11 protein-coding genes are annotated in these 19,065 nt (G+C 61.6%); 6 read left to right on the top strand and 5 right to left on the bottom strand.

The annotated features are described in order from the left end of the window. The first annotated feature begins 123 nt into the window (after positions 1-123). Positions 124-1,119 carry an aldo/keto reductase gene (locus tag E5J99_RS06255; protein ID WP_135496868.1) on the top strand — a complete coding sequence of 332 codons (996 nt, stop codon included), beginning with the start codon at positions 124-126 and terminating at the stop codon, positions 1,117-1,119. A gap of 119 nt (positions 1,120-1,238) precedes the next feature. Here the strand turns inward: E5J99_RS06255 and E5J99_RS06250 are convergent, their stop codons facing one another. Then, on the bottom strand, positions 1,239-1,817 hold the full coding sequence (locus E5J99_RS06250) for a fasciclin domain-containing protein (RefSeq protein ID WP_135496867.1): 579 nt from the start codon (positions 1,815-1,817) through the stop codon (positions 1,239-1,241). A 175-nt stretch (positions 1,818-1,992) separates the two neighbouring features. Continuing rightward, complete coding sequence (locus E5J99_RS06245) at positions 1,993-4,869, bottom strand: TolB-like translocation protein (RefSeq protein ID WP_135496866.1); 2,877 nt, start codon at positions 4,867-4,869, stop codon at positions 1,993-1,995. 308 nt (positions 4,870-5,177) lie between these two features. On the opposite strand from E5J99_RS06245, the gene msrA reads away from it, so the two are divergent. The 4 genes from msrA to E5J99_RS06225 all read left to right on the top strand — a co-directional run bounded on the left by msrA (position 5,178) and on the right by E5J99_RS06225 (position 12,196). Further along, the gene (gene msrA / locus E5J99_RS06240) at positions 5,178-5,840 is read left to right on the top strand and encodes a peptide-methionine (S)-S-oxide reductase MsrA (protein WP_135496865.1); all 663 of its coding nucleotides are present in this window, start codon (positions 5,178-5,180) and stop codon (positions 5,838-5,840) included. Between the two features lie 186 nt (positions 5,841-6,026). Further along, complete coding sequence (locus E5J99_RS06235) at positions 6,027-9,884, top strand: PAS domain-containing sensor histidine kinase (RefSeq protein WP_135496864.1); 3,858 nt, start codon at positions 6,027-6,029, stop codon at positions 9,882-9,884. A 67-nt stretch (positions 9,885-9,951) separates the two neighbouring features. Next, on the top strand, positions 9,952-11,109 hold the full coding sequence (locus tag E5J99_RS06230) for a methionine aminotransferase (RefSeq protein WP_135496863.1): 1,158 nt from the start codon (positions 9,952-9,954) through the stop codon (positions 11,107-11,109). Positions 11,110-11,389: 280 nt separating this feature from the next. Beyond that, a complete protein-coding gene (locus tag E5J99_RS06225; RefSeq protein WP_135496862.1) occupies positions 11,390-12,196 on the top strand; it encodes an amidohydrolase in 807 nt (268 codons plus the stop codon). A gap of 424 nt (positions 12,197-12,620) precedes the next feature. On the opposite strand, the gene E5J99_RS06220 is transcribed toward E5J99_RS06225, so the two are convergent. Together E5J99_RS06220 and E5J99_RS06215 are read right to left on the bottom strand one after the other, a co-directional pair. Next, complete coding sequence (locus E5J99_RS06220; RefSeq protein WP_135496861.1) at positions 12,621-14,360, bottom strand: T9SS type A sorting domain-containing protein; 1,740 nt, start codon at positions 14,358-14,360, stop codon at positions 12,621-12,623. A gap of 268 nt (positions 14,361-14,628) precedes the next feature. After that, positions 14,629-16,920: an FG-GAP-like repeat-containing protein gene (locus tag E5J99_RS06215; protein ID WP_135496860.1), complete on the bottom strand. Its 2,292-nt coding sequence runs from the start codon at positions 16,918-16,920 to the stop codon at positions 14,629-14,631. 62 nt (positions 16,921-16,982) lie between these two features. On the opposite strand from E5J99_RS06215, the gene E5J99_RS06210 reads away from it, so the two are divergent. Then, a complete protein-coding gene (locus E5J99_RS06210) occupies positions 16,983-18,278 on the top strand; it encodes a UDP-N-acetylmuramoyl-tripeptide--D-alanyl-D-alanine ligase (protein WP_135496859.1) in 1,296 nt (431 codons plus the stop codon). Between the two features lie 202 nt (positions 18,279-18,480). Here E5J99_RS06210 and rfbC read toward each other — a convergent pair whose 3' ends face one another. After that, positions 18,481-19,026 (bottom strand): dTDP-4-dehydrorhamnose 3,5-epimerase, encoded by a 546-nt coding sequence (gene rfbC / locus E5J99_RS06205; RefSeq protein ID WP_135496858.1) that lies wholly within the window; start codon positions 19,024-19,026, stop codon positions 18,481-18,483. Positions 19,027-19,065: the final 39 nt, after the last annotated feature.

Raw genomic sequence — 19,065 nt, 5'->3', positions numbered from 1 at the left:
CTCCGGTAGGCTTACTCCTGGGACAGCACGGCCCGACGTAACCTTGAGGCGAATGCACGGGTTACAGCAGGCTATGGCCGGCGAACTACCGCGGGCTAGCTGCTGATCATTCATAGGAAAACCATGGACTATAAAGAGCTGGGCGACTCCGGGGTACGGACGTCCGTTATTGCGTTTGGGAGCTGGGCGGCGGGCGGCTGGATGTGGGGCGGCACTGAGCAAAACGACGCCGTGGGCGCCATTCGGGCCTCCTACGACCTGGGCGTGACCTCCATCGACACGGCCCCCATTTACGGGATGGGTCTGAGCGAGGAAATTGTGGGCGAAGCCATCAAAGGCCTGCCCCGTGACAAGGTGCAGATCCTGACCAAGTTTGGCATGCGCTGGAACCTGGCCCAGGGCACGCTGGCCATGAAAACCAAGGACAATGCCGGCCACGATATCGACGTGTATACGTATGCCGGCCCCGAAAGCATCGTGCGGGAGTGCGAGGACAGCCTGCGCCGCCTCGGCACCGACTACATCGACCTCTACCAGATTCACTGGCCCGACGTAACTACGCCCATCGATGTGACGATGGAGGCCGTGACCCGGCTGATGGCCCAGGGCAAAGTGCGTGCTGTGGGCGTGAGCAATTACTCGGCCGCCCAGATGGCTGAGGCCGAAAAAACCGTGAAGCTGGCTTCCAACCAAGTACCCTACAGCATGCTGCGGCGCGATATTGAGCGAGAGGTAGTGCCCTTTGCCTTGGAGCACAACAAGGCCATTCTGGCGTACAGCCCCCTGCAACTGGGGCTGCTGACGGGCAAAATAAAGCCCGGCCAGTCCTTCGCTGCTACTGACCTGCGCGCCACGCACCCGTTGTTCAAGGCCGAGCATGTGACGCGCGTCAATGCCTTTCTGGCGAAGATCAGGCCGCTGGCGGAAAGCAAAAGCGCCAGCCTCGCGCAGGTCGTCATCCGCTGGACGCTGGCGCAACCCGGCATTACGGTGGCCCTGGTGGGAGCCCGGAACGCCGAGCAAGCCACACAAAATGCTAAGGCCATCGAGGTGAAGCTCTCCAGTGAGGAGCTGGATTTTATCGACAAAGCCCGGCAGCAGCTTCAACCGGCCCGCTGAGCCGCACAAGGCAACGGAAGCAACCCTTCCAGCTGCCGCTAGCACCTAAAAAAAGCCCGACTCAATGAGCCGGACTTTTTCGATTCGGAAAACTATTTGCTATCGAATAAGAATACTACTTACTTCGGCATCAACACTTTGTCGATTACGTGAATCACGCCGTTGCTCTGGGTCACGTCGTAGGTAGAGATGCAGGAGGTATTGCCTTTCTCGTCGGATAGGACTACGTTTTTGGGGCCGTTCATGGTGGCCGTCAGCGTACCGCCGCTTACTGTTTTGAGGGTAGCCGTGCCTTTACCCGCTTTGATGGCCGCTACAATCTTATCGGAAGTCATGTTGCCGGCTACCACGTGGTAGGTCAGGATTTTGGTGAGGGTAGCCTTGTTCTCGGGCTTCACCAGGGTTTCAACCGTGCCAGCAGGCAGCGCGTTGAAAGCGGCATCGGTAGGCGCGAATACCGTGAACGGGCCTTTGCCTTGCAGCGTCTCGACGAGGCCAGCGGCTTTCACAGCAGCTACCAGCGTTTTGTGGTCCTTCGAGTTCACCGCGTTTTCAACGATGTTCTTGTTGGCGTACATGGCTTCGCCGCCTACCATTACGGTGCCGGCAGGTGCCATTTTAGCCTGGGCCGAAGCCGACTGAACTGAAGCGGCGCCAAGCATAGCCACTACGGCGAGGGAAAGGAGATTTTTTTTCATGATACTTTTTTGCAGAAAAAGGTTGGATCGGAACTGGGGGCACTTACGCAGGCTTATTCGCAACTGGATTTCGAACTCTGAATATTTCTCTGTTGCTTCCGTTGCCCAACCAAGAACCACAACCTGCGTGCCTTGTTCAGAAACCTGGCAATCAACCCGGTATATCCTTTTCCTGTTAGAAGCCGATATCCAATACCAGCGGCTGCACCAGCCACACGCCAGTGCGCACATTATAGATGGTGCGCACGCCCGCTTCGAGGGACGTGCGCAGACGCAGCGGGTTGAATACAAACGACACGTCGAGGCCAGCGGTGTGGTAGTCGCGGTTGACGGGCCCACGGCCGGCGGCGGCATCCACGAAGCCCATTGCCTTGATGCGCTGAATGTAGAGCACGCGGCCCAGCGTCCAGTGCGTATCGGCCAGCGGCAGGCGGTATTCAATGCTGCCGGTACGCAGCGCGTTGAAGTTCACGTAGTCTTGGCCCCGGGGGTAGAAAACAGCCGGACTGAAGCGGTAATGCTCCAGCAACTCCTGGCGCTGGTAGCCGCCGCGCAGCCGCACCGAGTGATGCTTACCGATGCCGGGTACATACACGCTGCCAAACGCGGCCCATTGCCGGGCCTGCAAGCCCACGTCGAATGGGGTATGCCGCCAGGAGGCCGTCAGCGTTTGGCCCCACCGCGGCGCCACATCGCGCTTGCTTCGCTTGAGCACGTGCGAATAGGCCAGCGTGTAATTCAGCACATGCAGGCTTTTCCCGAACCCGACCTCGGTAAACGGGCGCGTCGGCAGCTCGTAGCCCTGCACCTGCTCGCCGCTGTAGTAAGCGCCCAAGGAGAGAAACTGCTGGTATTTGGAGCGCGTCAGGTTGAAGGGCAGCCGCCCGCCGACCGTGACACGGTTATAAGTCCAGCGGTCCGTCACCAAGCGGTTCGACCGTTGGTCGAAAGCCGAGGCCTCGCGGCCGCCCCGCCGAAAGCCCAGGTCCAGCACCGGAAACAAGCCCTGGTAGCTTACGTCGGCCGACACATTAGCGGTGCGCTCTACCTGGTCGTAGCCGGCTCCCACCACGGCCTGCACGGTATTGAGAATATCCTGGGACCGAATGCCTACGCTCAGGCCCTGCCCGGTGGGCGACTGCACCAAGCCCCAGCTGAATACATTAAACACGTGGCTCAGCCGGTGGTAGCGCTTGAGTGCCAGCGGCGTAGCCGGGCTCACGCTCGAATCGGGCAGGATGGGGCCCACGGTGCGCGTGCCGGGCTCCTGGCCGAGCAGCGGGTCGGTGTAGGCCGTGGCCGGCGGCGCGGCCGGGGCCACTACGGGCCACTGCTCCGGCTGCAGCGGCATCTGGGCCACCCGCGCCCCTTCGGCCCGAAAATCGTGGAAGGCCAGCTGCTGCCCGCCGGGGGCCACGGCCGCGTGGTACGCGCCCAGCGGCCGGGAGGTCACCTGCCGAATCTGGCCCGAGCGCGTGTCCACGGCATACACGTTGTCGATGCCCGACTGGGGCGAATTGTAGAGCACGTAGTCGCCCCAGGGCTGCGGGTGGCTCAAGTTGGTATTGCTGACGGGCAGCAGCGCCCGGTGCTGCCCGGTTTCGGTGTCAATTGTCTCAATGGTTTTGCCGCCGGTCTTCAGCGTCACGACCACGATGGTGCGCTGGTCGGCCTGCCAGCGGGGCTGCAGGTAGAAGTCGTTGTTGAGATTGGGCAGCACGCGCTTTTCCTGGCCCGTGCGGGCATCGAGCACCACCAGCTGGTTCTGGTAGTCGGAGCTGGCCCGCACGGCAATAATAGCAGTGCCATCGGCCGACAAAGCCGCCGTGGTGTAGCGCTGCTTGGTGGTGAGGCGCGTAAGCTGGCCGCTGGCAATATCCAGCACCCGGATATCGGAGGAGATGCGCTGGCCCCACCGCAGGTCGGGCCGAAATTCGAGCCAGCAGGCTTTGCCGCCGCCCACCGAAAGCATCTCCGGATTATTGACCAACCCCTGCACATACACACGCTGCTCGGGAGCTCCACGGCGGAGCAGTACCAGCTGCGAAATATCGCCAAGTCCGGTCTTCACGGCCAGCACGGCACTGTCGCTCACGTACTGCGGATACTGGTACTCGGTGAAGATTTTGGGGTCGGCGGTGGTTGCAAAGGTGGTGGCTGGGGTAAGCGTCAGCGGCCGCTGCTGGGCGCGCCACGTCGAATCGAGCTGCTGGATGGTGCGCTCATACAAGTCGTCGACGCGCAACCCGTTGCCGGCGCTACGGCGCAGGCTGTTGGAAAAGGAAAACGGATAGACCGGCAGCCGATAATAGCGGTTCAGTACGTCGCTCCAGGCGTTAGGGCCATTGGTGCGCTTGAAGTTGGTGGTCATAAAATAGCCCAGCACATAATGATTGGGCACATTGTCGCGGTAGGAGCCGGCCACAGCTTTGCTGTAGTCGAAGCGGCGGCCAGCCAGCAGATTGGCCCGCAGGCCGATGTCGAAGTAGGGAATCCGGCCCCGGCCGCTGCGCGTGAGCAAGGTTTCGGTGCCCACGGCGTCGCCTTCCCAAAACCAGTCGGGAATGCCGAGCGTGACCAGACCCAGACCGCCGTAGCCGAAAAGCGTGTAGGCCAGCCGCCCCAGCCCCTGCTGACCTTTGTCGTACTGCACGATGTGGCGGTACTCGTGCACTGCCAGCTGGTCGAGCCAGTCGAGCGTGCCGGTCAGGAAGGGGTCCTGGGGGGCGGTGGTGAAGAACTCGGAGTGGCGCGGAATGATGGTCACGAAACCGTTGCTGACCGTCGTCTGATTTTGCAGAATAACGGACACGGGCCGGGGCTCTTTTTCCAGGGAAGCACTGGCCGGGCCATACACCTGCTCCAGCCGCAAGGCCGTGCGCTGCGCCTGGGGTTCGAAGCCCTGCGGAAAAAGCACCTGAAAGTGCGGCGTGCGCACTTGGTACCAGCGCAGCGAAGCCGGATTTTGGGGTAGCACGGGAAGCGTGGGCTGGGCCAAAGCCGGCAGCAGGCTCAGCGTAGCGGCCACGGCGGCTACAATATATTTATACATCAAGTCGGAAGAAAGTAGGTACGTCATTACCGCAGCGCTGCCCGTCCAGAGTGGCCTCACTACAAGGGAAGTACGCGCACAGAGCTGGTAATACAAGCAGGGAGCAGCAACCGTCACTGCCAGCGGGCAGAAGCAGCGGAAAACGGCGGCTGACAAATTTAACGGCAAACCCGACATAGCACCGTTTTATTGGCAGCTTCCGGGTGGGAGCCCCGCATCGGGCCTGCAATTCCGGCACACGTTCACTCGCCGCATCATGCGGCGGCACCTACGACCAGATAGGCACAGTTTTCGTAGGTGAGCTTGTGATGATACAACTCAAAATCTACCTCCTGGGCCTCGTGCTGTTTGTAACGGCTTGCGCGGAAAACCGCACCGACGCCCAAACCTTCCGCCGCCCCACTACCGGCGCGGCCCCCACCGACCTGAAAGGCCTCGCCGTGGCCACCTTTGCGGGCGGCTGCTTCTGGTGTACCGAAGAAGTTTTTGAGGAGCTGCGCGGCGTCAGGCAGGTCGTGTCGGGCTATTCCGGCGGCCCCGAAAAGAATCCCACCTACGAACAGGTAGGCAGCGGCCAGACCGGCCACGCCGAGGCCGTAGAAATATACTACGACCCCAAGCAGGTCAGCTACCAGACGCTGCTCGACGTATTTTTCCTGGCCGGCCACGACCCCACAACGCTGAACCGCCAGGGGCCCGACGCGGGCACCCAGTACCGCTCGGTGGCGTTTTACCGCACGCCACAGGAAAAGCAGCTGATCGAAGCTACCATCAAGAAAGTGGACGCCTCCAAGCACTACGCCTCCCCCATCGTGACGCAGGTAACGGCTTTTCAGCAGTTCTGGCCCGCCGAAGACTACCACCAGGGCTACTACCGGCTACACCCCAACGAGGGCTACATTCAGTCGGTGTCGATGCCCAAAGTCGAGAAGTTCCGCAAAGCTTTTAAAGATAAGCTGGCAACGGAATAATATAGAAGCCCGGTTGGTAGCTACCAGCCGGGCTTTTTTCGTTAGTACTGGTTTGCTCAGCGGCGGCAGGTTTATTCCCCGATATTGGGGGTAAATGTGTCGGCCGGCTTATATTTGCTTAGGGTGTTTGCTGTGGGCTGCCGGAGCTGAAGAAATGTCCTGCCCATTGCTTTTTCGCAAGATTCCATGCCTGCCACAGCCGTTGACTTTCAGCTCATATTTGACTCCCTGCTGGCCCCGCACTTGATTCTATCGACGGCTCTCACCGTGGAGGCCGTCAATGAAGCCATGTGCCGGGTGCTGCATCGTGCGCAGGCCGAGCTGGTCGGGATGGACGCGCTGGCCATCCTGCCGCCGTCGGTGGCCGGCCCCGAGCCGACGGCTACTCTCTGGCGCACGGCTTTGCTGGAGGTAGTGGCGCAGCAGGCTACCCAAACCCTGGCCATTCAGCGCTACGACGTGGTGCGCCCCAATGGCACCGTGAGTACGCGCTACTGGCAGGCCTCGCTCCGTCCTATTCTGGAGGCCGGGCAGCTGCGCCACATCGTGTGCCGGGCCCTCGACGTAACGGAGCAGGTAACCGCCGAAACGCAGGGCAATTTCAGCCGCGAGAGTTTCAATTTGCTTACGCAAGCTACCCACGATGCCATCTGGGACGCGGACCTGCGCACCGGCATCGTCTGGCGCAACGAGATGTTCAGCCAGCTTTTTGGCTATCGGGCGGGCCTCTACCCCGATTCCCAACTCTGGGAAGACAGCCTGCACCCCGATGACCGCGCCACTATAATGGCAAACCGGACGGCCATATTCGCCAGCGCCACCACCGTCATCAACGACGCGTACCGCTTTCGGCGCGCCGATGGCTCCTGGGCCGAGGTGCTCGACCGTGCCTACGTGGTGCGCGATGCGCAGGGCCAGGCCGTGCGCCTGCTGGGTGCCATGCAGGATGTGACGCAGCAGCGGGCCGCCGAGCAGCAGGCCCGGCAGCACGCACGCCGCTTTCAGGTGCTGGCCGAAGTGCAGCAGCAGCTGATCTGGACCACCGATGCCGAGGGCGTTATTGATTACGTAAATCCCTACTGGCTACAGTATATGGGCCTCACGCTGGTCGAGTCCCGCAACTGGGGCTGGGGCCAGGCCGCGCATCCCGATGACTTTGCGAAGGCCAAGGAGCGCCGACTGGAGAGTCTGACCACGGGCGAGATTTTCGAGTTTGAAATCCGGTTGCGCGAGGCTCGTACGGGCGAGTACCGCTGGTTCCTGGCCTGCGTGGTGCCGGTGCTGGATGCGGACGGACGCGTGGTGCAATGGGTGGGCGGTGCCACCGACATCAATACCCAGAAGCGAATCGAGCAGGCACTGCAGCGCAGCAACTCGCAGTTCAGCAAGCTGCTGGAGTCGTTGCCGCAAATGGCCTGGACCTCGCGGCCCGATGGCGGCGTTTCCTACTACAACCAGCGCTGGTATGATTTCACCGGCGGCACCTTCGCCGAACTGCAGGACTGGGGCTGGGAGCGGTTCATTCACCCCGACGACTTGGCTGGCACACTGGAGCGCTGGAATCATTCGCTCCGGCATGGCAGCCGGTTCGAGGCCGAGCACCGCTGGCGCAACCAGCAAGGCGACTACCACTGGTTTCTGGCCCGCGCCGAGCCCATTCACGACGAGGCCGGCACGCTCACCCTGTGGGTCGGCACCAATACCGACATTCACGCCAGCCGCCAAGCCCGCGACCAGATGCAGAAAAAGGATCGGCTACTCCACCGTATTCTGGGGCAGATGCCGGCCAGTATTGCCACGCTGCTGGGCCCGGAGCACGTTATCGGCTTCGTCAACGACGGCATGCGGCGCTTGTACGGCAGCCGAACGGTGCTGGGCCACAAGGCGGCCGAGGCCTTTCCGGAAGTGGCCGAACAAGGATTTGTGGCCTTGATGGATCAGGTATACGCCACGGGCCAGCCTTACCATGGCCTGGAACAGCTCACGCTGATTGAGAACGAGCAAACCGGGCAGCCCGAAACGCATTACCTCGACTTCACCTATCAGCCCCTGCTCGATGAATCGGGCCGCATACAAGGCATTTTGGCATTTGCCGTGGAAGCCACCGAGCGGGTTTTGGCGCGGCGCCGGGCACACTCCCTGGCCGAAGCTGTGCGCCAACGCGACGAGGAAATAAGCACCATTACGGAGTCGCTGCCGCAGATAACGTACGTCAGCAACGCGGAGGGCCAATCACTCTATTTGAGCCCCCAGTGGTTTGCCTACACCGGCCACGACACCAACGATACGTTAGATATTCTCTGGGCAAAGGCAATTCATCCCGACGATCTGGAGCCAGTTAGCCAATCGTTTCAGGCGGCCCAAGCGGCCAAGCGCAGCTGGAGCGGCGAGCTACGCCTGCGCCGCCACGATGGCGAGTACCGCTGGCACCTGAGCAGCTCGGTGCCGGTGCTCACTGAACAAGGGCATGTAACGCGCTGGTATGGCTCCTCGACTGATATTCACGAGCAAAAGCAGATTCAGGCGGCGCTGCGCTGGAGCCAGGAGCGCTACGAGCTGGCCGCGCTGGCCACCAACGACGCCATCTGGGACTGGAATCTGCAAACTGATGTGCTGACCTGGAACCCGGCCATTGAGCGAGTGTTTGGCCATTCCCCTATTCATATCGAGTCTACCATTGCCTGGTGGTACTCCCATATTCACCCCGACGATGCCGAGCGGGTGGTGCAGGGTATTCACGCCGCCATTGATGGTGGCTTATCTGACTGGCAGGATGAATACCGCTTTTTGCGGGCCGATGGTTCGTATGCCCACGTACTGGACCGGGGCCACGTAGCCCGCAACGCGGCCCAGCAAGCTACCCGCATGATTGGGGCCATGCAGGACGTGACCCAGCAGCGGCAGACCGAAGCCAGCCTCAGTCAGCGGGAGAATGAGTTTACGGCCATGGCCAACTCCATGCCGCAGCTAGCCTGGATGGCGGACCCCAATGGACATATTTACTGGTATAATCAGCGTTGGCACGACTATACGGGCTATGCGCTGGACGACATGCGGGGCTGGGGCTGGACGAAAGTGCACCACCCCGACCATGTAGTGGCCGTGACCGAAGGCTGGACCAATTCCTTGGTAGCGGGCGTGCCCTGGAACGACACCTTCCCAATCCGGAGCCAAAGCGGCGAGTACCGCTGGTTTTTGTCGCGGGCTCAACCCATGCGCAACGCCCAGGGTGAAGTGGAGCGCTGGTTTGGCACCAATACCGACGTGACGGAAGCGCAGCGCGCGCAGCAGCAGCTTCGGCAGCAGAACACCGAGCTGCTGCGCATCAATGAGGACCTCGACAACTTCGTGTATACGGCCTCCCACGATTTGAAGCAGCCCATCAATAACATGGCGGGCATCTTCGAGGAGCTGACCCGCACGGCCTACTTCCGCGACCCGGATGCCATGAAGCTCATCACCATGTTTGAGCGGGCTTTGCAGCAGATTTACGACACGATTTATAACCTCTCCGAGCTGGTGCAGGTGCAGAAGCTGCGCAACGAGCTGCCCACCGAGCTGGTGGCGCTAGAGCCGCTCACGCGCGAAGTGCTGGCCAGCATCGGCGAGCAGCTGGCCAATGCCCGCGCCATCGTCACCACCGATTTTGCCGCCGCGCCCGCCGTTCTGTTCGTCCGGCCCAATCTGCAGAGCGTGTTGTATAACCTGATTAGCAACGCCCTGAAATACGCCGCGCCGAAGCGTACCCCCCAGATCCGGCTCTGGAGTAGCCAAGAAGGCAACGACCTGGTGATTTGCGTGCGCGACAACGGCTTGGGCATCGACCTCGACCGGTATGGTACGCAGCTGTTCCAGATGTTCCGCCGCTTCCACGACCATGTTTCCGGCTCGGGAATGGGCCTGTATCTGGTCAACCGGATCGTGCAGAGCTACGGGGGACGCATTGAAGTGGAAAGTGAGTTGGGCAAGGGCTCCACCTTCCGTATGTACGTTCCGCTGACCACCTCGCTGCTGACGCCCACACCCGAAGTGCCCGTTATCTAAATTCACTGCAGCGGCTGCCCGTACGTTGGGCCGCTGCTGCTTGCCCGGCGCATTCCTACTTCTGTTTATGCCTTCACCGCTTCTCACTTCGAAATTGCCTGATGTAGGCACCAGCATTTTCTCCGTTATGTCGCAGCTGGCGGCCGAGTGTGGAGCCATCAACTTAGCACAGGGTTTTCCCGACTACGACCCGCCGGTAGCCCTCACCGAAGCGCTGGTACGCCATGCCCGTACCAGTGGCCACCACCAATATGCGCCCATGCCCGGCCTACTGCGGCTGCGCGAGGCCATTAGCCACAAAACCGCCGCTCTCTACGGCGTGCCGGCACCCAATCCGGACACGGAAATCACCGTTACCAGCGGCGCGACGGAGGCGCTGTATGCCGTGCTGGCCGCCGTGGTGCGGCCCGGCGATGAGGTTATTGTGCTGGAGCCTGCTTACGACCTCTATGGCCCGGCCATTCGGCTGCAGGGCGGTATTCCGGTGTATGTGCCCCTGCTGGCTCCCGACTTTCGCCCCGACTGGAACCGGGTGGCGGCAGCACTTTCGCCCCGCACCCGTCTGCTGATGATCAATACACCCCACAACCCGTCGGGGGCGGTGCTCACGGCTCAGGATATGGCCACCCTGGCCGGCCTGCTCGACACCACGGCCACGCTGGTGCTCAGCGACGAAGTGTATGAGCACATGGTGTTTGATGGGCAGCCGCACTACAGTGCTCTGCAGCACCCAGAGCTGGCCGAGCGTAGTTTCGTGCTGTCGTCGTTTGGCAAAACCTACCACGCCACGGGCTGGAAAGTGGGCTACTGCATCGCGCCGCCCACGCTCACGGCCGAAGTACGTCGGGTACATCAGTTCCTGACCTTTGCCGTCAGCACGCCCGCCCAGCATGCCTTGGCCGACGTGCTGGCCGAAGCGGAGCAGTACCAGACGCTGCCCACCTTCTACCAGCACAAGCGCGACCTGTTCACGGAGCTGCTACGCAACTCCCGGTTCGATCTGCTACCGGCCCAGGGCGCTTATTTTCAACTGGCCCGCTACCACCGCATCTCCTCAGAAAATGACCTGGCATTCGCCCAGCGGCTCACCCGCGAATCGGGCGTGGCGGTTATTCCGGTGTCGGCTTTCTACCACGACTCCCACGACCAGGGCCTGATTCGCTTTTGCTTCGCCAAGCGCGACGAAACCTTGCAGCTGGCGGCCGAGCGACTGTGCCAGGTATAAAGCGGAGCCTCGCAGGAAGCGGTAAAGCAACTGGGCATCATGCGGTGGCAGATTCACTTCTTGTGGCCGCAGCGCTGCTTCCGCAAGCCAATGCCAGCGCGTGCAGGCAACCAGGAGCAACAGCCCAATATGCGCCCAGCGCTACAAAAGCAAGGAACTAAATGATCGAAGAGAAGAAGCGTAGGAACTATCGAAAAAATTCTTGCATTATTCTTTTTACAACTGGTATATTTTGTCAGTAAAATGCCGCTGACCTTTCTACTACCTTACCCTACTGCGCGTGTCTGACCTCACTATCTCTTTCGTTCAAGCCTCCCTGCAATGGCACGACCCGGCCGCCAACTGGGCCGAGCTGGGCCAGCATATCGAGGAAATATCCATCCCCACCGACCTTATTGTGCTGCCCGAGATGTTCACGACAGGCTTCAGCATGGAGGCCGCCACCCTGGCCGAAACCATGGACGGGCCCACCGTGGCCTGGATGCGGCAGCTGGCCGCCACCCGGGACGCCGTCGTTACCGGCAGCCTCATTATCCAGGACCAGGGCTACTATTACAACCGGCTGCTCTGGGTGCGGCCCGATGGCTCCATCAGCCACTACAACAAGCGCCACCTGTTTGGGGTGGCCGGCGAAAAGGACGTGTACACGGCCGGCACCGAGCGGCTGATAGAGGAATGGCGCGGCTGGCGCATCTGCCCGCTGGTGTGCTACGACCTGCGCTTTCCGGTCTGGAGCCGCAACTCGGCCACCGCGCCCTACGACGTGCTACTGTATGTGGCCAACTGGCCCGCCTCGCGCCGCACCGCCTGGATTACGCTGCTGCGGGCCCGGGCCATCGAGAATCTGGCGTACACAATAGGCGTCAACGTGGTCGGCATTGATGGCAACAGCCTGGCCTACGCCGGCGACTCGGCCCTACTCGACATGCGGGGCGATTATCTGGTAGAAGTTGGCAACCACGAAACCAGCATCACCCGCACACTACGCCGCGCCGACCTGGAAGCCTTCCGGGAGCGGTTCCCGGCCCTGAACGACGCGGATCCATTTTCGCTCGGCGAGCCAGTGCTATCGGCGCTTTCCCATTAGCTGGCTGTTACTTCTCAACCCAAAAGCTCTTGATGCGTTGTCAGAGGCTTTTGGGTTGAGACGCTGTTCGCAATAGGGTGCCACCGTCATGCGGCGCGTGTCAAAACACGGCCGTAACTGTTGCAGAACTTCCCGATGTACACCGTCTCTAACTCCAACTGACCCCAGGGACGATATCAAAACCTCTATACTAGCCACAGAAGCAGCTTGGAAAGTCGCTTGAAACACGCTAGACCATCATGTCGAACAGAGGGAGACATCTCGCGTGCTGACATTGTCAGAGTAATCAGATTCCTATATGGCACGCGAGATGTCCCGTTGAGGCTCGACATAACGGTCTGCCTACGTCCTAAACAGCTCCACATTCTGAACAGTGAAGCAATAAGGTTCTGGACCTGTTTCGCACGCATCTTTTCTTCTGAAGCTACTCCACAATCAAAGTGCGTACGAACCATGATGCGCCCGTTTGCACGCGCAGCGTATACATTCCCGGGGCAATTCCCTCCAGATCGAACGCCACAGGTGCTCCCGTACTGGCTGCTTGCACGCGCAGCACCCGGCCCAGGGCATCGAGCAGCGTCAGGGAGGCCGGGGCAGCGCTGGCTGGCAGCAGCACAGTGGTTGTGCCGTGGGCCGGGTTAGGATACAGCCCCAGGCCTGCTTGCAGCGATACATCACGGGTGGCCAGCGTCACGTCGGTGAGCGACGCCACGAAGCTGGTGGCGCTGCCGGGATACAGGTTAGACAAATTGGTCGCCCCCAGGGCACAGCTGGCGCCCGTGAAAAACCCGCCCACGCAAGGGGTAATACCGTTCACGCTCACGGCGTTGGCGTAGTCGTCGGCCGCGCTGCCGGCCGCCTGGGCCCAATCGAACCGGCCGGTAAGACCCGTGTCGGTGAGGCGCGTGAGAAAGGCATCGCTACCGCCCACGGCCTGCAGGGAGGTGCTGCCGAAGGTCGCGACCGGACCACTGGCAGAACCGCCACTGTTGAAGTAGCCGGCCACGAACGCCTTGCCGCCTACCACAGTCAGGGCCTGGGGTTCGTCGTCGAAGGGGCCGCCCAAGCGTTGGGCCCAGGCCACGACGCCGGTAGGCCCGGCATCGGTCAGGCGGGCCACCACACCGTCGAGCCCCCCGGCGCTGCTGAGCGTGGCCGGACCGAAAGCCGCCGCCGCACTGGTAAAGGACCCCGCGACGTACACCGCCGCGCCGCTGACTGCTACATCCTGCGCCACTTCGTTGCCGGTGCCTTGCAACTGCTGCACCCAGCCCACGCTGCCGCTGCTGCCGGCGTCGGTCAGCTTGACAACCAGCCCGTCAGTGCCGCCGGCGCTGGTGTAGGTCGCGTTACCCAAGGTCACCGAGCCGCTCGTGCTGGCGGTCACGTAAAGGTTGCCGTTGGCGGCAGCGACTTTATGGCCTTCCTCGACGCCAGTCCCGCCAATGCGCTGCACCCAGGTAAAGGCGCCGCTGGCCCCGGCGTCGGTTAGCTTGGCCACGAAGCCGTCGCGGCTGCCCAAGCTGGCGGCCGAGGTGCCCCCGAACGCGGCCGTGCCGCTGAACGTGCCGGCCACGTACACGTTGTTACCGCTGATGGCTAAGCCTTCGACGAGGTCATAGCCGCTGCCGCCGGCTCGCTGCAGCCAGCCGTAGCTCACGCTGGACCCCAGGTCCGTGAGCTTGGCCACAAACCCGTCACTGTTGCCAAAACTGGAGTTGCTTACAAAGGCGGCATTGCCCCAATTCAAACCCGTAACGGTGAAACCGCCCGCCACAAAGACGTCGGCCCCGCGCACGGCCAGCGCCAGCGGCGTGACCACGCCCTGCCCCCCGCCAAACTGGATGACCCAAATGAACCGTCTAGTGACGGGGCTCCACTTGGCCACGAAGCCCGAGCCGTCGGCTTGGCTGGTGATGGTAGTGCCGTTGAAGACGGCACGGTCGTAGAAGGTGCCCGTGACGTACACGTTACCGCCCGCCTCGGGAGCCATTGCGAAAATACCGTTGGCACTAGTCGCATTGGTCGAGTTGCCAATGGCGGCGGCCCCTTGCCAGCCGGGGGCTTGCGCCCAGGCGGTGGTGTGCAGCAACCAAGCAGCACTGAGCACGAGGAGTACCTGAAAGCAGTAGCGAAGAAGGGGAAGGCGTGAAAATTGTTTCATGAACGAATATAGCGTCCCCTATCCGCATAACCTGCGTGAGGCTGTTCACTCGAGTAGTAGTAATAGTAGTGACTGTTGCAGCGCTCTTCCACACGTATTCTCTATTCCGTTAGCTCTACCTTGAGTGCTATAGAAAGCACGCGGCAGCGCCTCTTTTGTTGTGCCTAATGTCGTCGAATCGCCTAAAGCTAGCTGTGAGTGAGTTTTGCAACAACCACGACCGTTTGTTATCAACTTGCTACGTCGCACTCAACGCAGCGCGCCGCTACTACTGCACCACCAGACGGCGCACCCCACTCTGGCCATCGGCAGCCTCGGCCCGCACCAGATAGATGCCGGCGGCCAGACCGCGCACGTCCAGCGTATGCCGGGCGCTTGCCCCCGCCTCGGTCCGGACGGGGCGACCGAGCACATCCAGCACGGTGAGGCGCGTGGGTCGGGGCGTTTCGATGGTGGCGGTGCTGGTAGCCGGGTTGGGAAATACGCTCATCGGCAGGGCCGACGCGGCCGGCTGGGTAGCCAGCACCGCAGCCCGAATACCCAGCGCGACCACGCCACCGGTTTGGGTACCAACGAATAGCTCCGGCTTGCCGTCATTATCCACGTCGGCCGTCGTCAGCGTGTACAGGTTTTCGATGCGGGAGCCCAGCTCAACGGCTTCGTAACGGCTCAGCGTGGAGTTGTAGAGCAGGTCAGCGCGGTCGAGGAACAGGCCGCTTTGGCTCCGGAAATCCGCAAAAAAATGGAGTCGTCCCAGCTCGTCTATCGTAACCAAATCGGGGCGGGCATCTCCGTCCACATCGGCTACGGCGGCCGTCAGGTTGTTGGGGCGTTCGTCGGTGGCAGTGCGTATGCGGCCGAAGTCGTTGTTGACCAGCACAAAAGCCCGGCTGAGCGGCTGGCTGCCGGTGTTGCGGTAGTAGCGCAGGGCCTGACCGGGAAAGTCGCTGGAATTCGTATTGGTGCTGAGCAGCATATCTACGTAGCCGTCCCCATCTATATCGGTGAAGCAGGGCGTGTCGTAGGGGCGGGCCGGCACGTTCTCCAGTAGCGCGGGAGCCGCCGTGTTGAAGGCCGCTGGCTGGGTGCTAGTGGCCGTATTGAGGCAGTATGCCAGGAAGTTGTAGGAGCTATTACGCAGCGCAAAGGCCGAGTAAGCCAAGTCGAGAACTCCGTCCCTATTCAGGTCGACCAATACAGGCCGCAGGGAGCCGTACTTCTTGGCCGCCAGGTTCAGGTAATTATTGGTAACGAGCCGAAATATCGGCTCGCGGGCCGTGCCCACGTTCTGGTACAACCACAGCGAAGCCCGATAGGAGCCCTCAGGCGCGGCGCGACTCACGCCCCCGATGAGCATATCCTTCAGCCCATCACCCGTTACATCGCCGAAGGCCGGAGCCGCCTTTTCGCTCACGTCCAGCATGTCTTTCTGCAGAAAGTCGTCTTGGCGGAACGCAAAGCTGGGCACGGCCGTCGGGCTGGTATTCTGGTAGAGCCATGTGCTGTGGCGCGTATCGATGCTATCCTGATTGTCATACACGTTGGGCGTCACGACCAGATCGGGGCGGCCATCGAAAGTCAAATCCAGGGAGTAGGCCGCCGGGAAATTGGGCAGGCGCACCGGCATAGCAGCTGGGAAACTATTACTCTGGCCGGCCACCGTGAAACGTGCCGTAGCCAGCGTCCCCGCATTGGTGAGGCGCACCAGCTCGGCACAGTTGTCGCGGCTAGTGAGCAAGTCTTTGTCACCGTCGCCGTCCAGGTCGATGGGCAGCAGGTTGCCGCCCTCGGTATGCGTAGGCTGCAGAATGCCGCGGCAGTCATCGGACCCAAAGACGAAAGAAGTACAGCTTGAATGGCAGCTTTTGACCTCTCCCCACTCCCGGCTGGCCTGCCGAAACGCCAGTCCGCCACACCCCGTGGTGCTGGTGTTCAGGAAGTAATAAATGGTGCTGCTGTTAATGAAATTGAAGGTGGTGATATCGAGCCGACCGTCACCGTTCACGTCCTCAATGGCCGGGGTATTATACCCGCCGGTGTTGATATTGGTCAGGCCGCCGCTGGGGCTGGGGTCGAAGTACTCCAGTTCGTCCGATATCTGCTGGAAGGTGGGCCGGCCGCCGGCTCCCGCTACATTGTGATACACCCGAATACTGCCGCTGATGGTGCCCATCGTGAAAATATCGGGGCGGCCGTCGCAGTCGTAGTCGCGCAGCTGCACCCAGTTTGTCATATCGGCCGGAAACAGGGACTGGTACTCGGGAGCATAGTGCCACTGGCGGCCACCAGTAGCAGCATCGGCCACGCTCAGGTAGGTAAAGGAGCGCCGCGTCTGCCGGTCGAAAACGTAAAGGTCTTGCTGGCTGTCGCCGTTCAGGTCGATGGCCGAGAACTGGGGAGCGTTGAAGCCCCCGGCCCAGGCATTCGACAGGGTCTCGGTGCCGTGTACTACTTTTGCCACCGCTCGGTACTCCAGCCCGAAAGGCGACTGGGCCAGAGCAGCGGCGGGCAGCAGCGTTGCCAAGCCGAGTAAAATCAGAGAAAATAGCGGTTGTCGCATCGGTAGCTCAGTTGTAGAATACGATAAACCCGAAAAGAAGCCTCAAGTTACGCAGAATCAGCATGGAAGATGTAGTGGCTTTGTACGCCCGGTTTCAGCAGTGTCGGGCCGTCAGCACCGACTCGCGGCAGGACCAGACCGACACTTTATTCGTTGCCCTGAATGGCCCCTCGTTCCGGGGCCGCGACTTTGCCGCCTCGGCTCTGGCCCAGGGGGCCCGCTACGCCGTAGTCGATGACGAAGCCTTGGCGGCCACCGCCCCCGCCCGCTACACCTACGCCCCCGACCCCTTGCGGGCACTCCAGCAGCTGGCCCACTACCACCGGCGGCAGCTCTCGATTCCGGTACTTGGTATTACGGGCTCCAATGGCAAAACCACGACCAAGGAGCTGGTCTACGCCGTGCTCAGCCGCCGCTACGCTGTGCAGTACACTCGTGGCAACCTCAACAATCACATTGGAGTTCCGCTCACGCTGCTCAGCATCCGGCCCGGTGAGCACGAGTTGGCCATCGTGGAGATGGGAGCCAATCATCAGGGCGAAATTGAGCTGCTAAGTCGCCTGGCGGAGCCTACCCACGGCCTGATTACCAACATCGGCAAAGCGCATCTCGAAGGCTTCGGCGGTGTGGAAGGCATTGCCAAGGGCAAAAGCGAGCTGCTGCGGTTTCTGGCCGCTACCGGGGGCACGGCCTTCGTCAACACCCTTGACGCGCGGCTGCCGGCGCTTTCGGCGGGCGTAGCGCAGCGCATCAGCTACCCTGGCCCCACCGATACGTACCCCGCCAAATTGCTGGCTGCCGCTCCCCACGTGGTGTTTCGCCTCTTCGATGGCACGGTGGTAGAGGCGCACATCACGGGCGACTATAATTTCCCGAACCTAGCCGCCGCCGCCGCCGTGGGCGCGCACTTTGGCGTACCTAGCGCCGATATCGCGGCTGCCCTGGCCGACTATGCTCCCACCAACAACCGCTCCCAGCTCGTGCGCACCGACCGCAACGAGGTAATTCTGGACGCGTACAACGCCAATCCGTCGTCGATGGCCGTGGCCGTGACCAGCTTTGCGGCGCGCCCGGCCACCACCGGAAAAGTCGTTATTCTGGGCGACATGTTTGAGCTGGGCGCGGAAAGCGCGGCCGAGCACCAGGCGCTGGGCGAGCTGCTGGCCACTCAGCAGTTCGACACGGTGCTGCTATGTGGCTCCGACATGCGCCATGCCGCCGTGCAATCCGGTTTTCACCACTTCGCTACCAAAGCCGAGGCGGCCGAGTGGCTGGCGGCGCACCCGCTCACCCACCAGCAAATTCTCATCAAAGGCTCCCGGGGCATGGGCCTGGAAACGCTGCTACCACTGGTATAGGCTTGGTTTCTTAGTGGCAGAATGTCCTGCCTGATCTGTCGTCCGCTGGTCGAAGCATCTCTACCGGCCAGCCTAACATTAGTTACTGCTACAAGGAAGATGCTTCGACTTTGCGTAGGATGACGAAATGTGCACAGCACGAAAGAAGGCCGAGGGAATGGATTCCCTCGGCCTTCTTTCCTGTGGGTCATACTCCTTTCGGCTACGCGAAAGGAGTATCAAAATCGGTGAATAGCGGCAGGGCGCGGTCTTTGTCGGACACCAGCGGCTCCTGTATGCCCCAATCGATGTTGAGTGTGGGGTCGTTCCAGAGGAGCCCGCCTTCGGAACCCGGATTATAGTAATCGGTGCACTTGTAGAGAAACAGCGTATTGTCCTCCAAGGCCATAAAGCCGTGGGCAAAACCGGTGGGCACGTACAGCATATTGCAGCGCTGGGCGTCCAGCACCACGCCGGTATGCTGCCCGTACGTAGGCGAGGAGCGGCGCAAATCAACTACCACATCCAAGACCCGACCCGTGGCCACACGCACCAGCTTGGCCTGGCTATAGGGGGGGCGCTGAAAGTGCAGCCCGCGTAGTACGCCCACTCCCGAGCTCGATTGATTGTCCTGCACCCAGTCGCCCACGGCACCGGCGTCCTGCATGATCCGGGCGCTGAAAGACTCAAAAAAGGCGCCGCGCGGGTCACCAAATACCCGTGGCGCAAACTCAATTACGCCGGCCAGAGCATGATGCTTAATTTCCATTCGGGAGAGAGGTTATAGGGAGAAGACCGCAAGGACAGG

Source organism: Hymenobacter elongatus (assembly GCF_004745955.1).
Lineage (GTDB): Bacteria > Bacteroidota > Bacteroidia > Cytophagales > Hymenobacteraceae > Hymenobacter > Hymenobacter elongatus.
The sequence above is the reverse complement of the archived record's forward strand: the minus strand, read 5'-3'. Positions and strand labels throughout refer to the sequence as shown.